Source organism: Orbaceae bacterium lpD04, from assembly GCA_036251935.1.
GTDB classification, from domain to species: domain Bacteria; phylum Pseudomonadota; class Gammaproteobacteria; order Enterobacterales; family Orbaceae; genus Orbus; species Orbus wheelerorum.
On the sequence record CP133967.1, the window covers coordinates 270,062 to 286,420 of the forward strand.

Annotated in this window: 12 protein-coding genes; 5 read left to right on the forward strand and 7 right to left on the reverse strand. The window is 35.1% G+C overall.

Annotated elements, in window-relative coordinates; all coding sequences use genetic code 11:
- Positions 1 to 27: 27 nt before the first annotated feature.
- The 6 genes from ybeD to miaB form a co-directional block, all read right to left on the reverse strand.
- Positions 28 to 294 carry a DUF493 family protein YbeD gene (gene ybeD, locus RHO14_01210; GenBank protein ID WVD71435.1) on the reverse strand — a complete coding sequence of 89 codons (267 nt, stop codon included), beginning with the start codon at positions 292 to 294 and terminating at the stop codon, positions 28 to 30.
- A 129-nt stretch (positions 295 to 423) separates the two neighbouring features.
- Positions 424 to 1,611 carry a serine hydrolase gene (locus tag RHO14_01215; GenBank protein WVD71436.1) on the reverse strand — a complete coding sequence of 396 codons (1,188 nt, stop codon included), beginning with the start codon at positions 1,609 to 1,611 and terminating at the stop codon, positions 424 to 426.
- A gap of 35 nt (positions 1,612 to 1,646) precedes the next feature.
- A complete protein-coding gene (gene mrdB, locus RHO14_01220; GenBank protein WVD71437.1) occupies positions 1,647 to 2,753 on the reverse strand; it encodes a peptidoglycan glycosyltransferase MrdB in 1,107 nt (368 codons plus the stop codon).
- A 2-nt stretch (positions 2,754 to 2,755) separates the two neighbouring features.
- Complete coding sequence (mrdA, locus tag RHO14_01225; protein WVD72485.1) at positions 2,756 to 4,696, reverse strand: penicillin-binding protein 2; 1,941 nt, start codon at positions 4,694 to 4,696, stop codon at positions 2,756 to 2,758.
- Positions 4,697 to 4,702: 6 nt separating this feature from the next.
- Positions 4,703 to 5,752, reverse strand: coding sequence for a PhoH family protein (locus RHO14_01230; GenBank protein WVD71438.1), 1,050 nt, complete (start codon positions 5,750 to 5,752; stop codon positions 4,703 to 4,705).
- Between the two features lie 245 nt (positions 5,753 to 5,997).
- On the reverse strand, positions 5,998 to 7,425 hold the full coding sequence (gene miaB, locus RHO14_01235) for a tRNA (N6-isopentenyl adenosine(37)-C2)-methylthiotransferase MiaB (protein WVD71439.1): 1,428 nt from the start codon (positions 7,423 to 7,425) through the stop codon (positions 5,998 to 6,000).
- 306 nt (positions 7,426 to 7,731) lie between these two features.
- On the opposite strand from miaB, the gene RHO14_01240 reads away from it, so the two are divergent.
- Positions 7,732 to 8,814 (forward strand): tetratricopeptide repeat protein, encoded by a 1,083-nt coding sequence (locus tag RHO14_01240; GenBank protein WVD71440.1) that lies wholly within the window; start codon positions 7,732 to 7,734, stop codon positions 8,812 to 8,814.
- Between the two features lie 40 nt (positions 8,815 to 8,854).
- Here the strand turns inward: RHO14_01240 and ppc are convergent, their stop codons facing one another.
- Positions 8,855 to 11,494, reverse strand: a complete 2,640-nt coding sequence (gene ppc / locus RHO14_01245; protein ID WVD71441.1) for a phosphoenolpyruvate carboxylase — start codon at positions 11,492 to 11,494, stop codon at positions 8,855 to 8,857.
- A 539-nt stretch (positions 11,495 to 12,033) separates the two neighbouring features.
- Between ppc and RHO14_01250 the strand changes: the two genes are divergently transcribed.
- The 4 genes from RHO14_01250 to RHO14_01265 are packed head-to-tail and all read left to right on the forward strand — an operon-like array spanning position 12,034 to position 16,357.
- On the forward strand, positions 12,034 to 12,600 hold the full coding sequence (locus tag RHO14_01250) for an NADH-quinone oxidoreductase subunit J (GenBank protein ID WVD71442.1): 567 nt from the start codon (positions 12,034 to 12,036) through the stop codon (positions 12,598 to 12,600).
- Positions 12,581 to 12,883, forward strand: a complete 303-nt coding sequence (nuoK, locus tag RHO14_01255) for an NADH-quinone oxidoreductase subunit NuoK (GenBank protein WVD71443.1) — start codon at positions 12,581 to 12,583, stop codon at positions 12,881 to 12,883. The genes RHO14_01250 and nuoK overlap by 20 nt, the downstream gene beginning before the upstream one ends.
- Positions 12,880 to 14,727 (forward strand): proton-conducting transporter membrane subunit, encoded by a 1,848-nt coding sequence (locus tag RHO14_01260; GenBank protein ID WVD71444.1) that lies wholly within the window; start codon positions 12,880 to 12,882, stop codon positions 14,725 to 14,727. Before nuoK ends, RHO14_01260 begins: the two co-directional genes overlap by 4 nt.
- Positions 14,728 to 14,749: 22 nt before the next feature.
- The gene (locus RHO14_01265; GenBank protein ID WVD71445.1) at positions 14,750 to 16,357 is read left to right on the forward strand and encodes an NADH-quinone oxidoreductase subunit M; all 1,608 of its coding nucleotides are present in this window, start codon (positions 14,750 to 14,752) and stop codon (positions 16,355 to 16,357) included.
- Positions 16,358 to 16,359 lie beyond the last annotated feature (2 nt).

Genomic DNA, 16,359 nt, shown 5'->3' on the forward strand with positions numbered 1-16,359 from the left:
CTTCCTTTTTTATTTTGTGGTTACTATTTATAAAACCATTCTAACAATATCAATGTCGCCAAGTTCGCGATATAGGTTTTCAACTTGTTCAATATGAGTTGCATTGATAGTTACCGAAATTGAATGGTAATTACCTTTGCTACTTGGTTTTATTGATGGTGTGTAATCCCCTGGTGCATGGCGCTGAATTACGGTTATTACCTTATCAACCAATTCAGGTTTAGCTTCTCCCATTACTTTATAAGTAAAGGAGCAAGGAAACTCCAATAATTCGTTTAACTTAGTTGGTTGCATAATATTCTCTTTAAGTTTTTAGATGTATAGGCTTATATATGGAGACAATAATTCTTTTGTCAAGAGAGTGAGAAAATCAGACGGGATAAATTCCGCCTGATTAATGATTTATACTCATAAAATTAATCATTAAAACCATTGGTGAAATTTGAGTTTGATATAATCCCAAATACTCCCAAAGAAGCCTGTTTCTTCAACTTTTTGTAATGTTACTAATGGTTTTTCTGCAATGACTTTATCATCTAAAATAAATTGCATTTTACCAACTTCAACCCCTTTTGCTATTGGCGCTGTTAGGTATGCATCATTAAGTTGCTTTGTTATTTTTAAATTAGCCGCTTGGCCTCGAGGTACCGTAATATTGATATCATCTAATGCACCAAGTTGAACGGTATTATTATCGCCATACCAGATTTTTTCAGTAACCAGCGCTGTATTTGCTTTTAGTGGCGTCGCTGTTTCAAAGAATCTAAATCCCCAAGTCAGTAATTTTTTACTCTCTTCTTCCCGGCCTTTAAATGTTCGACCACCTAAAACCGCTGAGATTAAACGCGTATTACCTTCAACAGCAGAGCCAACTAGGTTATAACCAGCAGCGTTGGTATGCCCAGTTTTTATGCCATCGACATTAAGTGAAGTATCCCATAAAAGGCCATTTCGATTATTTTGTTTAATGTTATTAAAGGTAAATTCTTTTTGTTTATAAATAGAATATTCTAAAGGTAAGTTTTTAATTAGTGCTCTACCTAAAAATGCCATATCTCTTGCTGTTGTATATTGTCCAGCAGCGTCTAAACCATGCACTGTTTCAAAATGTGAGTTAGTTAGCCCAAGCTGCTCTGCGTAGTTATTCATAAGGTTTACAAATGAATCTTGGCTACCTGCAACATATTCAGCCATTGCAATACAAGCATCATTACCAGATTGAATTATGATCCCTCTGTTTAGATTTGCAACCGATACCTTATCACCTGGTTTTAAAAACATCAGTGATGAGCCTTTTAAAATAGGATTGCCTGTTGCCCAAGCATCTTTGCTAACGGTGACAATATCATTTTCATTAATTCGATTTGACTTGATCGCTTCACCAATAACATAGCTCGTCATCATTTTAGTTAAACTTGCTGGATCACGCCTTGTATCTGCATTATATTCAGCTAAGATTTCTCCAGAATTAGCATCAATTAAGATATACGCCTCAGCTTCGATTTTAGGTGCGTCAGGTATTGGAAAATTGATATCGGCATTTGCAGTGCTTATTGATAGAGCAAGTAATACCATTGAACATTTTAATTTAAGAGATAACTGTTTTTTCATTGTAGCAAACCTGATTATTTATAGAGAAAGTAAAACTATATGTTTTTAGATAACATATTGCGATGAGTGTGAATTGACATAATAATGCCAAAACCCGCCATAAGTACAACTAAGGAGGAGCCCCCATAACTAATTAATGGTAATGGTACACCAACAACTGGCAATATACCACTGACCATTCCGATATTAATAAATATATAAATAAAGAGTACTAATGTTAGCCCGCCAATTAAAACTCGACCAAAAGTACTTTGTGCTTGAGAGGCAATTATTAGCCCTCGACTAATAAGACATAAAAATAGAATTAATAATACTATTGCACCAATAAAACCAAATTCTTCGGCGATCACTGAGAAAATGAAGTCAGTATGCCGTTCAGGAATAAACTCTAATTGAGATTGTGTACCTTCAAGCCAACCTTTTCCCCATAATCCACCCGAACCGATAGCGGTTTTTGATTGTAATATGTGATAGCCTTTTCCTAATGGGTCACGCTCAGGATTGAATAATGTAAGCACTCGCTCACGTTGATAATCATGCATGAGAAAATACCACATAACAGGGATGAAAGCGCCAATTGACAAGATTGCCGCAGTGATAAATTTCCAGCTAATTCCCGCTAGGAAAATAATAAAAATTCCGGACATGGCAATTAAAATTGCTGTACCAAGGTCGGGCTGCATTGCAACGAGTAATGTTGGGATTGCGATTATTGCTAATGTTTGTAGTGTTGTTTTAAATGATGGTGGGCAACCTTCTTGGTGAATAAATTTTGCCACCATAAGAGGCACGGCAATTTTAGCGATTTCAGAAGGCTGAAAGCGTATAAAGCCAAGGTTTAACCAGCGCTGAGCGCCTTTACTTGTGTAACCAAATACGTCAACAATAACCAACACGATGATACATGCAATGTAAAGATAAGGTGCCCACTTTTCATAAAAGCGTGGTGGGAACTGCGCAAGAATGAGCATAATTGCAAGCCCCAATAGTATTTGCATCACTTTTCTTTCTACCATTGCAATATCTTGCCCGCTCGCACTCCAGATAATGTAGACGCTATAAGCAAGTAGTAATAAAGTAAAAAATAAAAATAAAGGATCAATATGTAAGCGTGTCCAAACCGGGATTTTTTTGCTATTCATTATTAGTCTCCCTGATTCATATCTAAAGTCGATTCTGAAATCTTTGTTGATTCATCACCAAGTAAGTAATAATCTAAAATGCGTTTAGCCATTGCCCCACCATTTGCACTACCTCCACCAGCATTTTCTAATACAAGTGATATGGCTATAGTTGGTTTTTCATATGGCGCAAATGCAATAAATAAAGCGTGATCACGTAAGTGTTCAGCAATATTATTTGCATTGTATACTTCGTCAGATTTTAGCCCATATACTTGCGCTGTTCCCGATTTTCCAGCGGCCTTATAAGGTGAACCCGCATAGATTTTTCTTGCAGTTCCTCGGCTACCAAACATCACTCGATACATACCATCTTTTGCAATTTGCCAATTTTTATTATCAACGAGTTTTTCTAAATTTGAGTCTTGAATGATAGGCTCGGAAGTAAGAGATAGTGGATCACTATCTGGCATATTACTCCGTTTTTGTTTTAATAAATGAGGAACATAATTTTTGCCATTATTAATCAAAATTGTTAATGCTTTTGCCATTTGTAAGGGCGTTACCGTCCAGTAGCCTTGTCCTATTCCAACCGGAATGGTATCTCCTTGTAACCAAGACTGTTTATAGCGAGTTTTTTTCCATTCTCTACTTGGCATGATACCGCGACTCTCTTCTGTCGGTGAGATATCAATGCCCGTTCGTTCACCATAACCAAATTTACTCATCCAAAAATGCAGTCTATCAATACCTAAATCATAAGCAACTTGATAGAAGTAAGTATCCACTGACTCTTCAATAGCTTTTGTTACATCGACCTTACCATGTCCCCAACGTAACCAATCACGGAAACGTTTTTCGGTTCCTGGTAGCTGCCAATATCCCGGATCGTTGACGATAGTTTTTGGTGTAATAACGCCTTCACTTAATGCTGATACGGCAATAAAGGGTTTAACAGTTGATGCCGGTGGATAAGTTCCTAGCATTGCTCGATTAAATAAAGGTTTATCGGGATCTTCTAATAAGGCAGTATATTTTGCAGATGAAATGCCACCCACAAATAAATTTGGATCGTAACTTGGACTTGAAACTAATGCTAAAACCTCACCATTGTTAGGATTAATTGCAACGACAGCGGCTTTTCTACCGTTAAGCAGTTTTTCTATATAAAGTTGTAAGTTCAGGTCGATAGTTAAATAGATGTCTTCACCAGCTTGTGGCGGATTACGATTTAATTGACGAACGATTTTCCCCCGATTATTTACCTCAACTTCCTCATAACCCGGAGTTCCATGCAGTAGGTCTTCATAAAAACGTTCGATACCAATTTTACCGATGTTGAGTGTTCCAACATAATCACTAAGTTTATTTGTTTCTTCTAAATTAATTTTATCTTGATTATTGATTTTAGATACGTAACCCAAAACATGTGTTAAGGCACTACCATAAGGATAATAACGGTGCTGATTACCGGTAATATTAATAAAAGGAAAAAGGTGTTGGTTAACGACAAAGCGGGCAATTTCATCTTCTGTCAGGTTGTCTTTTAGTGGAACTGCGCGGTGAGCTTTATAGCTACGTCGTTCTTTTTGAAAATTTTCGATATCTTCATCGGTTAGATTTACAAGCGTTTTTAATTGATTTAACTGTTCTTCAAGATTACTGATTTTATCGGGAATAATATTTAATTGATAAATGGTATTGTTAATCGCAAGCGGTATTCCGTTGCGATCATAGATAATCCCGCGATTAGGTGGAATAGATATGATTTCGATACGGTTATTATTAGACTTGGTATTGTAATAACCGAAACTAAATATTTGTAGGTGAGCAAGCGTAATGAGCAAAATAGTCACCATAACTAAAACCATAGCAAACGCTATTAAGGTTCGGCGTAAGAATAAATTAGTTTCTGCGCTATGATCTCGAATTTTCGTTCGATTCCGCCAATTTTGCTGTTGTATAACTTGTTACTCCTGATTAATATTTACTTCATTTAGGCGCTTTTTTTCAGCCTTACGTTGTTGCTCTGCGTGTTCCCATTGCTCGTAAGCATTAACGATTCTTGCAACGACAGGATGCCTAACTACATCTTCACTATGAAAAAAGTTAAAGCTAATATCTTCAACTTGATTTAATACTTCGATAGCATGTTTAAGACCTGATTTTTGATTACGGGGCAAATCAATTTGAGTGATATCGCCAGTGATAACGGCTTTAGAATTAAAACCGATACGAGTCAAAAACATTTTCATTTGTTCGATAGTGGTATTTTGACTCTCATCTAGGATAATAAAAGCATCATTTAGTGTTCGGCCTCGCATATAAGCAAGTGGAGCGACTTCAATAACACTTTTTTCAATCAGTTTTTCAACTTTTTCGAATCCTAACATTTCAAATAGTGCATCATAAAGTGGTCTTAAATAAGGATCGACTTTTTGGCTTAAATCACCGGGTAAGAAGCCAAGTTTTTCTCCTGCTTCAACGGCTGGGCGAGTAAGCAATATTCGTCTTATTTGCTGCTTTTCAAGTGCATCAACTGCGGCTGCAACCGCTAAGTATGTTTTACCTGTGCCTGCAGGCCCAATGCCAAAAGTAATATCATAATCCATGACATTGGCAATATATGTTGCTTGATTTGGCGTTCTTGGTTTAATGATCCCGCGTTTAGTTTTAATCATCACCAATTTACCACTACCTAACAGAGCATGAGCGGGTAAATGTTCTGCTGCTTTTTCAAGGGCGCCACTTTCTTTAATGGCTAAATGAATTTGTTCAGCGTCAATCGCTACAATTTGTTGTTTATTTAATGTCTGTTTATAGAGTGATTGTAGTATGTTATCTGCTGCTTGTATGCAAATCTCATCACCAATTAAGCTGAATTGATTACTACGGTGGTTAATTTCAATACCTAAACGTTTTTCAAGTTGTTTAATATTATTATTATATGGACCACACAGACTATTTAAGCGGTGATTATCTGCAGGCTCTAACGTAATGTTTTTAGTAATAATATTCACTGCAACATCCTTCATATGTTTTTATTAGCGAGGAAAATCGTTAATAAGATAATCTCAGCTGATTTCAATTTATTATGTTATAAACTTCTGGCATTTATTTCACAACAATTGAAGATTCTATTTTGATAGCGTGTATCCATTTTTTTAAAGCACTCTGTATCATTAAATTCTAGAATACGGAGTGCTTTTTAGATAATATCTTGAGCTCAAAATATTCTTTTTTATTACTCGTTATTTTACGCGTACTATGGTTTATAGATTTTCACACCTAAGTCGTCTTCTTGCTGCTTTTTAGCAATAATTAATTCTGGTGAAGAATCAATGCGTAAATCCATTTCATCTTCGGTGCGGATAACATTACCTCTTAGTGAATTTGTATAAGAATCAGTTATTTCTATATCGACAAATTTACCGATCATGTCCGCTCTACCTTCAAAGTTTACAATGCGGTTATTTTCAGTTCTACCCGTTAACTCCATCAGATCTTTCTTTGATGGCCCTTCAACTAAAACACGTTGTACGGTGCCAAGCATACGACGACTATATTCCATTGCTTGTTGATTAATTCGTTGTTGAAGCAAATAAAGGCGTTGTTTCTTTTCATCTTCAGATACATTGTCTTCCATATCTGCTGCCGGCGTTCCAGGCCTTGCTGAGTAAACAAAACTATAACTTAAGTCAAAATTAACATCTGCGATTAATTTCATTGTATCGGCGAAATCTTCAGCCGTTTCACCAGGAAAACCAACGATAAAATCGGAACTAATTTGAATTTCAGGACGAACTTTACGTAATTTACGAATGATAGATTTATATTCTAACGCAGTATGCGTGCGCTTCATTAAATTTAATATTCGATCTGATCCGCTTTGCACCGGTAAATGTAGAAAACTGACTAATTCAGGCGTATCTCGATAAACATCAACGATGTCATCAGTGAATTCAATTGGATGACTTGTTGTGAACCGAATGCGATCAATTCCATCAATGCTTGCAACTAAACGTAGTAGCTCGGCAAATGTGCAAATATTTCCGTCAAATGTTGGGCCCCGATAAGCATTAACGTTTTGCCCAAGTAAGTTAACTTCGCGCACGCCTTGCGCTGCAAGTTGTGCAATTTCATAAATTACATCATCACAAGGACGGCTAACCTCTTCACCACGAGTATATGGTACGACACAATAAGTACAATACTTATTACATCCTTCCATAATAGAGACAAATGCTGTTGGTCCTTCGCTGCGAGGCTCAGCTAGGCGATCGAATTTTTCTATTTCGGGAAAGCTAACATCAACAATATGAGTATTCTCATTATCGCTAACTTGATTAATCATCTCAGGCAGGCGATGAAATGTTTGTGGGCCAAAAATAATATCAACAAATGGTGCGCGTTTACGGATATGTTCGCCTTCTTGTGAAGCTACGCAGCCACCAACGCCAATAATTATATTAGGATTGTATTTTTTTAGATTTTTCCAACGGCCAAGCTGGTGAAATACTTTTTCTTGTGCTTTTTCTCGAATAGAACAAGTATTAAGTAGTAGTATATCTGCTTCTTCTGGGTTATCTGTTAAAGTTAACCCATGTGTTGAACCTAGGAGATCTGCCATTTTTGATGAGTCATACTCATTCATTTGACAGCCCCAAGTTTTGATATGTAATTTTTTGCTCATCAATAACTCAGCTATTTTTAATTGTTAAAATGGAAGCGGCTTTAAATCCGTGATTTTAGCGAATCATATTGTAATGCTTTGTTGTTACTGAATCCAGATAAAAAGTAAGATCATTTAAGCCTATTGGCTAAAATTACTGTAAAAAATAAGTAAATTAGCGAATAAATTTTATTCCTGCCTTGTGGTGAAAAATCGTTTGATAGCAAAGGTGCGACAATAATACTATTATCCATTTTAACATTTATGTATAATTAACGATTATCGGTTTTATATTAATCATTTTGATATTAATAATAGGGAGATGTAATGAAGCGAATGCACCTATTTGCCTCATTTATATGTTTTGTCGCTTTTGGACATAGTGTTTATGCTCAATCATCTATAGCAGATGACACATTTACAGGAATTGTAATTAAAGATCCTTCTGCCCTAATCCCATCATTGCTTGCTGCGGCAGAGCAAGGTGAAGCTGATGCACAATATTCTTTAGCTAATATTTATCAACAAGGGCTCGGGGTTGATATTAATTATGTTAAAGCGGCATTTTGGTATAAAAAAGCCGCTGTTCAGGGAATGGCTAAAGCGCAAAATAATCTTGCTAATCTTTATGCCGATGGTTTAGGTGTCGAGCATAATTTAGCGAAAGCATTTGAATATTATAAAAAAGCCGCTGATCAGAATCTCGCTTTGGGACAATATAATTTAGCATTAACTTATCAAAATGGTCTGGGCACAAAAAGGAATATCTTGAGCGCAATTGAGTGGTTCAAAAAAGCTGGAGAACAAGGTGTTTCAGATGCCAATCTTAATATTGGCTTAATCTATTTTTTTGGTGACGGAGTTAGTGAAGATAAGGTAAATGCTGCAAATTGGTTTAGCCGAGCAGCTAAAGATAATAATATTGAAGCATTATATTATTTAGCTATTATGTCGGAAAAAGGTGAGGGAATAACGCAAGATTATCTTGCCGCGATTTACTTTTATACTGAATCAGCACAGCGTGGCTATATTCCAGCCATGTATAATCTTGGGATTATGTACGCGACAGGTACAGGAACCAAGCCTGATAATGAAAAAGCTGCTTATTGGTTTACTCAGGCCGCAAAGGCCGGTAATGTTGATGCTCAATATAGTATAGGTGTTATGTATGATGTAGGATGCGGGGTTGTTCAAGACTCAGTAAAAGCAGTTGAGTGGTATAAAAAGGCCGCAGAGCAAGGAAGTGTAGATGCTCAATATAACCTAGCAATTAAGTATTTAGATGGAATTGGAATTGCCCAGAATAAAGAACGCGCTATTTATTGGTTTACAAAAGCTGCCGAACAAGAGGATGAAGATGCTAAGGATAATCTTGCTGAATTATTGAAAATAGATGAATATGCTGAGTGAACATAAAAATTGGCACTTTTGTGCCAATTTTATCCGCTGTTTAACCAGAGTTACGCATCCCTGCCGCAATTCCGGATATTGTTATCATAAGAGCCTGTTCTACCGTCGAATCTTCGTCATGATTTCTACGTGATCGCTCAAGTAGTTCTATCTGTAATAAATTAAGCGGCTCAATATAACTATTCCTTAGTGCTACTGACTCAGCTATCCAAGGTAAATCTGCCATTAAACTATCATCATCAGTAATTTGTAGGACCGTTTCAATATCTTTTTTTAACATTTGACATAGTTCATCACCTAAATACCACATAGGCTGTTGAACTAAACGTTTTTCATAGTGTTGATATATATTTGTATCCGCTTTAGCATAAACCATTTCTAACATACCTAGCCTAGTATTAAAAAATGGCCAATTATGGTACATCTCTTTTAGTAATGATTCTTTGCCATTTGTCATTGCGAGCTGTAAAGCTGCTCCTGCACCAAGCCAAGATGGCAACATTAAGCGGTTTTGTGTCCAAGCAAAAATCCAAGGGATCGCGCGTAAACTCTCAATTCCACCACCACTTTTGCGTTTTTGAGGACGTGAACCTAGAGGTAAACGTGCTAGCTCAATTTCCGGTGTTACTGCTCGGAAATAAGAAACAAATTGTGGCTCTTCGCGAATATAGTGTCGATAGCATTTACAAGATGTTTCAGACATTTCATCCATAATTTCGCGCCATGCTTGTTTTGGATTTGGTGGTGGTAATAAGTTTGCTTGTAATATCGCTGATGCATAGAGCATTAAGCTACTAAGTGCAACCTCTGGTAGGCCTAACTTAAATCTGATCATTTCGCCTTGCTCTGTTACTCTAAGCCCTCCCTTTAAAGAACCTGGCGGTTGAGATAACAATGCCGCATGAGCCGGAGCACCTCCACGGCCGATAGTACCACCTCGCCCATGAAATAGAGTAAGTTCAATATCATTTTCGGCAAAAAGTTTAACGAGTTCCTCTTGTGAGCGATACTGTGCCCATGATGCCGCAAGCGTTCCTGCATCTTTAGCTGAGTCAGAATAACCGATCATCACCATTTGTTTACCTGCTATTTTGTTTTTATACCAAGCAATATCAAGTAATTTTTGCATAACTGGCTTGGCATTATTAAGATCATCAAGGGTTTCAAAAAGTGGTACGACAGGAATATTCTTTTTACAATTAGTGGATTTTAATAATAGATATACGGCAAGAATATCAGAAGGTTTTTTTGCCATCGAAATGACGTAAGCTGCGATCGATTCTTCACCGGCTTTGGCGATCACTTTGCAAGTATCAAATACTTCTTTAACTGATTCATCTGGTTGCCACAGGTAAGGTAATAAAGGACGATTTGAGGCGAGTTCTGATAATAAAAATTGTTGTTTTTCATCTTCGGACCAATCGGCATAACTACCAATATTTAACTCTTGCGTTAAGGCATTAAGCGCCTCTGTGTGTAAAGCACTATCTTGCCTTATATCTAAGCGGGTGAGTTGTAGACCGAAACTTTTTATACGACGCAAAGTATCTAACAGTGGTCCATGAGCAATTGTTGACATACCACATGCTATTAATGAGTTGTAACAAGCATAAAGCGGCTGCCATAGTTGCTCATTTTTTATCAAAACATCAGTTGGAGCAGGTAATTCTTCTTCGTTTAACAATGATGTTAGGTAAAAGTGAGTACTTACTAATTTTGTACGCAACATTTTCATAACCATTCGATATGGTTCGGCATATTCTTGGTTGGCATCTAAATACTGCAAAACTTCGTCAGTACATTCTGACATTGATAATTCACGAACAAGCACTTGGATATCCGCTAAAAATAAATCAATGGCTTTAAGCCTAGCTTGTAACATTACTTTTGCTGTTATGTTTGCTGTCACATTTGGGTTTCCATCGCGATCTCCGCCCATCCATGAGGTAAATTTTATTGGTGCATGTTCAACGGGCAGCTGCTTATCAAAAGCATCAACAAGCTGATCATTAAACTCCCTTAAAAAAAGAGGCACACCTTGCCATAGGCTATCTTCAATTACCGAAAATCCCCATTTAGCTTCATCAAGTGGAGTTGGACGATTCTTACGAATTTCGTCGGTATACCAAGCTTGACAGACTAGTTGACGTAGCCTGCGCATGATGCGATCTTTTTCATAATCGGCTAAATCGTCATGATCGAGTTGTGCTAAGCAGGAATTTATTGATGTATAAGTATTAATTAGCGTTCTACGATTTATTTCGGTTGGGTGCGCGGTTAAAACGAGCTCAATAGAGAGTTTCCCAATTGCCTTACCAATCTCATCTTCATTGATATTTTGTGATTTTAATGTGTTAAATAATTCTGTTAGTTTCAAGGGACTACTTGCCGCTTCACCATGAGGTGATATACCGTAATGATCTGCCGCAGTATTTGCTAAATTTAGGAACTGATTGAAAGCTCTTGCTATTGGTAGTAGCTCTTCATTACTTAAATTTCTAACTAAATTAAGTAGTTTATCATGGGCGTTATTATCACCTTGCTGGCTAAGCTTCGCTAGCTGCCTAATATTTTCAACTTGTTCTAGTGTTTCTTTACCCGCAGCGCGTTGTATGGCATCACCTAATAGAGTACCAAGCATATTGACATTATTTGTCATTAATGAGTAAGCAGTTTTCATGGGGATCCTTATGATTTATAACTCGAGAATAAGAACTTCAATTCACATCTTGCCGATCTAAAATTTATAGTTAATTTTTGTTAAAAATAAGTTAAAGAGACTATTTATATATCTAACTTAAGTGCAATATATACTTACGTTTAAATTTTGCTTAGTCTCGAATGATATCTTGTGATACTTTATAATAATGCTATAGCAAAATTAAATTATAAAAATTTATATCGAGATATATGTTACTATTTTTAGTTATGACAAAGCTTCAACAGCAATAAGTAATTGAGGTTAATAATATTTTTTTATTGTCTAATAAGATTATAAAATAGCAAATAATTACATCTCTCATTAGCACTTAAGAGCTTGTAATGATAAATTAACTAGACTTTTCGTTTGATAAGCATAAAAATAAGTTAATAAATTCAATCATTATTTAATTTACCTAAATATTCATCACTTGGCTGTTGATAATCAGGGGATGCTTGATTATGATTAATTTTTCATATTAGCTGATTTAAATATAAGATAACAATTTGGATAAGTAGATGGTTTCTATTTTTTATATTGCTGCGATTATTACTGTTTTAGCAAGTATTAAAGTAATTACAAGCACTCAATCAATGAGCGCACTTTTATATTTTGTCATTTCCCTGTTAGCAACTGCGGTTGTATTTTTTATCATGGATGCGTATTTTTCTGCTGCTTTGGTTCTAGTTCTTTTTGTTGGCGCAGTTTCATTAACCTTCCTTTCTGTTCTTTCTTTAATAAATCTTCGTAAAGACGCTGTTGAGCAGAACAAACGAGGAATTAGTCCTAAAATTTGGTTGGGCCCGTTAATTCTAGTCTTTGTATTATTTGTTACATTGATTTATGGTATTTTGAGCACGGATTATTCCGCTTTGCCAGCTAATCATATCGATAATATGAATATAACCGATCTACTGTTTGGCCCTTATATTTTAGTTATCGAATTAGCTGTATTATTATTACTTTGTACATTGGTTATCACCTACCATTTTATCCATCGTTTATATATTAATAATAACGCATCGAATTTATTGCCCGAAAATGATCCTCATCGTGGAGAAGAAAATGATCCCACTAATGCATAGTTTAATTTTTGCTACAACATTATTTGTTATCGGTTTGTTTGGCGCACTGACTCGCCGAAATTTCCTTTTTTTATTATTAAGCTTGATGGTCATGATTAATGGTGCTGTGATTGCGCTTGTTGCGGCAGGAGCATATTGGCAGCTAGCTGATGGGCAAATTATTTCTACTTTAGCGCTAAGTACCGCGTTGGCGGAATCTTGTATTGGGCTTGCGTTATTGGTGAAAATATTTCATCGCAGGAAAACCGTTAATATTGATGCATTGAGTGAAATGAAAGGATGAACTTACTTTATTTAACCATTATTATTCCACTACTTTCTTTTATAGTGTTGGTATGTTTAGGTCGTAATATCCGCAAAGAAAGTATTATTGTTATTGGTATTAGCACAATCATATTATTGTGTTTATTGATGGCATTTGTTTTTATTGATTATCAAGCAAATATTATTCCAGATACCTCTTTAATTTATTCTCGCTTTTTATGGGAATGGTTCACTGTTGGTACAACTAAAATATCTATTTCGCTTCAACTAGATGGCCTATCGCTAGTATTCTTAATTATTATCTCTTTCTTTAGTCTGATTATTTATTTCTTTTCAGCTTGTTATTTAAAATCATCCAATGATATCTATACGTTTTTTGCTTATAGTAATTTACTGATATCTAGCTTATTTTTGTTGATATTGGCCGATAATTTATTTGTACTTTTTGTCGGTTGGCAAGGGGTTAGTATTAGCAGCTATTTATTGATGGGGATCTATTATCAGAAACGTAAAATTAGTCTATCGGTAATTAAAGCATTTATTGTTATGTGTGTTTCAGATGCTTTTTTATTATTAGGTATTTTATTGATCTATAATGAGCTAAATACATTAAATATTCATGAAATTTTAACGCTTGCTAATCAAAATTTAGCAGTCGAATCTGAAATTGTATTTTGGATCTCAATAACGTTATTTATCGGTGTTATGGGGAAAGCAGGATTATTTCCTTTTCATACCAGTTTTAGTGAAACAGCCCTTGCTCCAATGCCCGTTATAACACTATTGCAATCAATCACAATGGTAACATCAAGTGGATATTTCGTTTTACGACTAAATCCGTTATTTATGATGTCTAGTGATATTTTTGTAATCATGGGTGTTATTTCGGCGGTAGCACTCATTTTTTCTAGTTGCATTTCATTAGTACAAAATGATATTAAAAGCCTCGTTACCTATATCAACTTAGGTCAAATCAGTTATATTTTCTTTGTCTTTTCAATACAAAACTGGATTCTTTCGCTTAACTTCATGATTAGTTATAGTGTGACAAGTGCTTTATTACTCTTATCGAGTTCTATCTTAATTAAAGTGTGTAATGGTGAGCAAAATATTTATAAGCTAGGTGGCTTATATCATCGCTATCCGATCCTTTATATCGCATTTTTACTTTCGGCCGCATCATTGTGCGCAATGCCTTGGGTTATGTCAGCTTTTTATACTAAAGGCGACATTATTTGGGGGCTAATGATGAATAATAAAATGGGATTAGGCACGATTGCTTTGGTCGGAATATTATTATCAACATTAAGTATATTAAGATTAATTTTTACTGTTTTTCACCATAAACAAAAATTAACTCATTTTTCCGTTGTATCTAAATTAAGTTATGTGCCTTTAGTTATTCTGGCTGTTATGTCTACCGCTGTATTTATTTATATTCCGTTACCGATACAAGGAATTATCCCTGCTTTTAATTTAGATACTGAGAATCAATTAATATTACAGCTATTGTTAGCTGCAGTTACAATTCTTGGTATTTTGATTGCTTGTATTTTATTTTTTGACTCTAATTCTGAAATTAGCGAAATTGCAAATACACCTATCGGTCGAATGGTCTTTAAATTATGGCAAAGCAAATGGCGCTTTGACCAATTATTGCAATTTCTATTCGTTCGCCCTTGTCTATATTTAATTGAATTAGTTAAAAAAGATCCACTTTCAAGATGGAATCAATTAGTTACATGGGGAATAAGAAAAATAAACTTCCAAATTGAGTTCTTAGAAAATGGACGATTACGCTGGTATATGATGTCAATAGTTGGTGGCAGCATAATCATACTATTATTACTTATTTTAATTTAATCTATTATTGGATGGCTTATCTGTGTTATTTTTGCTTGTTTTTTTACCATTATTAGGTGGATTAGTTGGATGGATAGCTGATGCTTATTTACATCGATCTTTTACTCGAACTGAACAATGCCTAATTAGTTATAGTAAACGCTCTCGTTTATTAAATAAATTAAATTATGAGCTATGTTGTTATGGTGCTAGCTGGGTTGCATTATTAACAATGTTTATCACACTAATCATTATTTGTCTTTTGGGCTTCAATGCTTTAGCCGCCTTTTATCAAGGTCAAGATTGGTTTATATCTATTGATTTGGAATGGATCCCATTGCTTGGGATCAGATTTCATTTAATTTTAGATGGTTTATCTATTTTGATGAGCCTGCTAATCACCATTATTGTTATTATTGCAATCTTATATTCTCGTAAAGAAACACCGAGTAGTTCAGGGCTATTTTATTTCTGCTTATTATTTATGACATCGGCAGTAATGATGTCGTTTATGGCAATGGACTTATTTTTATGGTTTTTCCTATGGGAAGCGATAGCTATTCCGGTTTATTTTCTTATTACACTATGGGGACGACGTGACTCTAGCGCACAATTAACAATTAATGGTGCAAGTAAGTTTCTCATTTATACACAAATAAGCAGTTTGTTGATGTTGCTTTCTATTATTTCATTAGCGCTAACTAACTGGCAGTTAACAAATCAATGGACATTTGATTATTATATTTTAACTAAAACACCGATTTCAAGTTATGTAGAATTCTTATTAATGCTAGGCTTCCTTGCCGCTTTTATTATTCGTATTCCTTTGGTTCCATTCCATAGTTGGTTTATTGATGCCCATATAGAGTCTTCAACCACGGGCTCAATTATGATAAGCGGATTATTAGTTAATACAGCTATTTATGGATTGTTAAGATTTGTTATACCTCTTTTCCCTAATGCATCATTAACAATTAGCCCATTAATGTGGGGCTTAAGTTTACTTACTCTTTTTTATTGTGCCTTTTTATGCTTTAGCCAAAGCGATATTAAACGATTAATCGCTTATGCACACATCGCATTAATGAGTTTTATGACCGCTGTTGTTTATAGTGCTTCTTTACTTGCTTATCAAGGCATTATTTTACAAATTATTTCAGTAAGTTTGGTTATTGTTGGTTTGTTTATTATTAGTGGGCTGCTAGCTGAGAGATATTCAACTCGAAACATCAGTCAATTTTTAGGGTTAAAAGCACATGTTAAATACTTATCAACATTAACACTGTTCTTTATATTTGCAGTATTAGGCGTGCCAGGCACAGCTAATTTTGTTGGTAATTTTATGGCTCTAATTGGTAGCTTTGATAGTGCAGCTTATATTGTTATTTTATTAATAATAGGCTTAATTTTACTGGCTGTTTCAATTATTATCCGCATGCATCCTATTTTTTATGGTGCAACTAATCATTCGTTACCCGATAAAAAAGCAATTTCGCCTAAAGATCTATGCTTATTAATTACAATCTTGATTATATTATTTTTTATTGGTTTATATCCTCAATGGGTTCTTGATATGTCTTATCCTGCAGTAAATAAAATACAACACATTTTTAGTAGTGCACAAACTAATCTCATTGAAGGGGATGTTTAATT

Excerpts from the sequence above, each read along its gene's own strand:
- ybeD (WVD71435.1), bottom strand. The coding sequence starts at position 294 with ATGCAACCAACTAAGTTAAACGAATTATTGGAGTTTCCTTGCTCCTTT.
- RHO14_01215 (WVD71436.1), bottom strand. The coding sequence starts at position 1,611 with ATGAAAAAACAGTTATCTCTTAAATTAAAATGTTCAATGGTATTACTT.
- mrdB (WVD71437.1), bottom strand. The coding sequence starts at position 2,753 with ATGAATAGCAAAAAAATCCCGGTTTGGACACGCTTACATATTGATCCT.
- miaB (WVD71439.1), bottom strand. The coding sequence starts at position 7,425 with ATGAGCAAAAAATTACATATCAAAACTTGGGGCTGTCAAATGAATGAG.
- RHO14_01240 (WVD71440.1), top strand. The coding sequence starts at position 7,732 with ATGAAGCGAATGCACCTATTTGCCTCATTTATATGTTTTGTCGCTTTT.
- ppc (WVD71441.1), bottom strand. The coding sequence starts at position 11,494 with ATGAAAACTGCTTACTCATTAATGACAAATAATGTCAATATGCTTGGT.
- RHO14_01250 (WVD71442.1), top strand. The coding sequence starts at position 12,034 with ATGGTTTCTATTTTTTATATTGCTGCGATTATTACTGTTTTAGCAAGT.
- nuoK (WVD71443.1), top strand. The coding sequence starts at position 12,581 with ATGATCCCACTAATGCATAGTTTAATTTTTGCTACAACATTATTTGTT.
- RHO14_01260 (WVD71444.1), top strand. The coding sequence starts at position 12,880 with ATGAACTTACTTTATTTAACCATTATTATTCCACTACTTTCTTTTATA.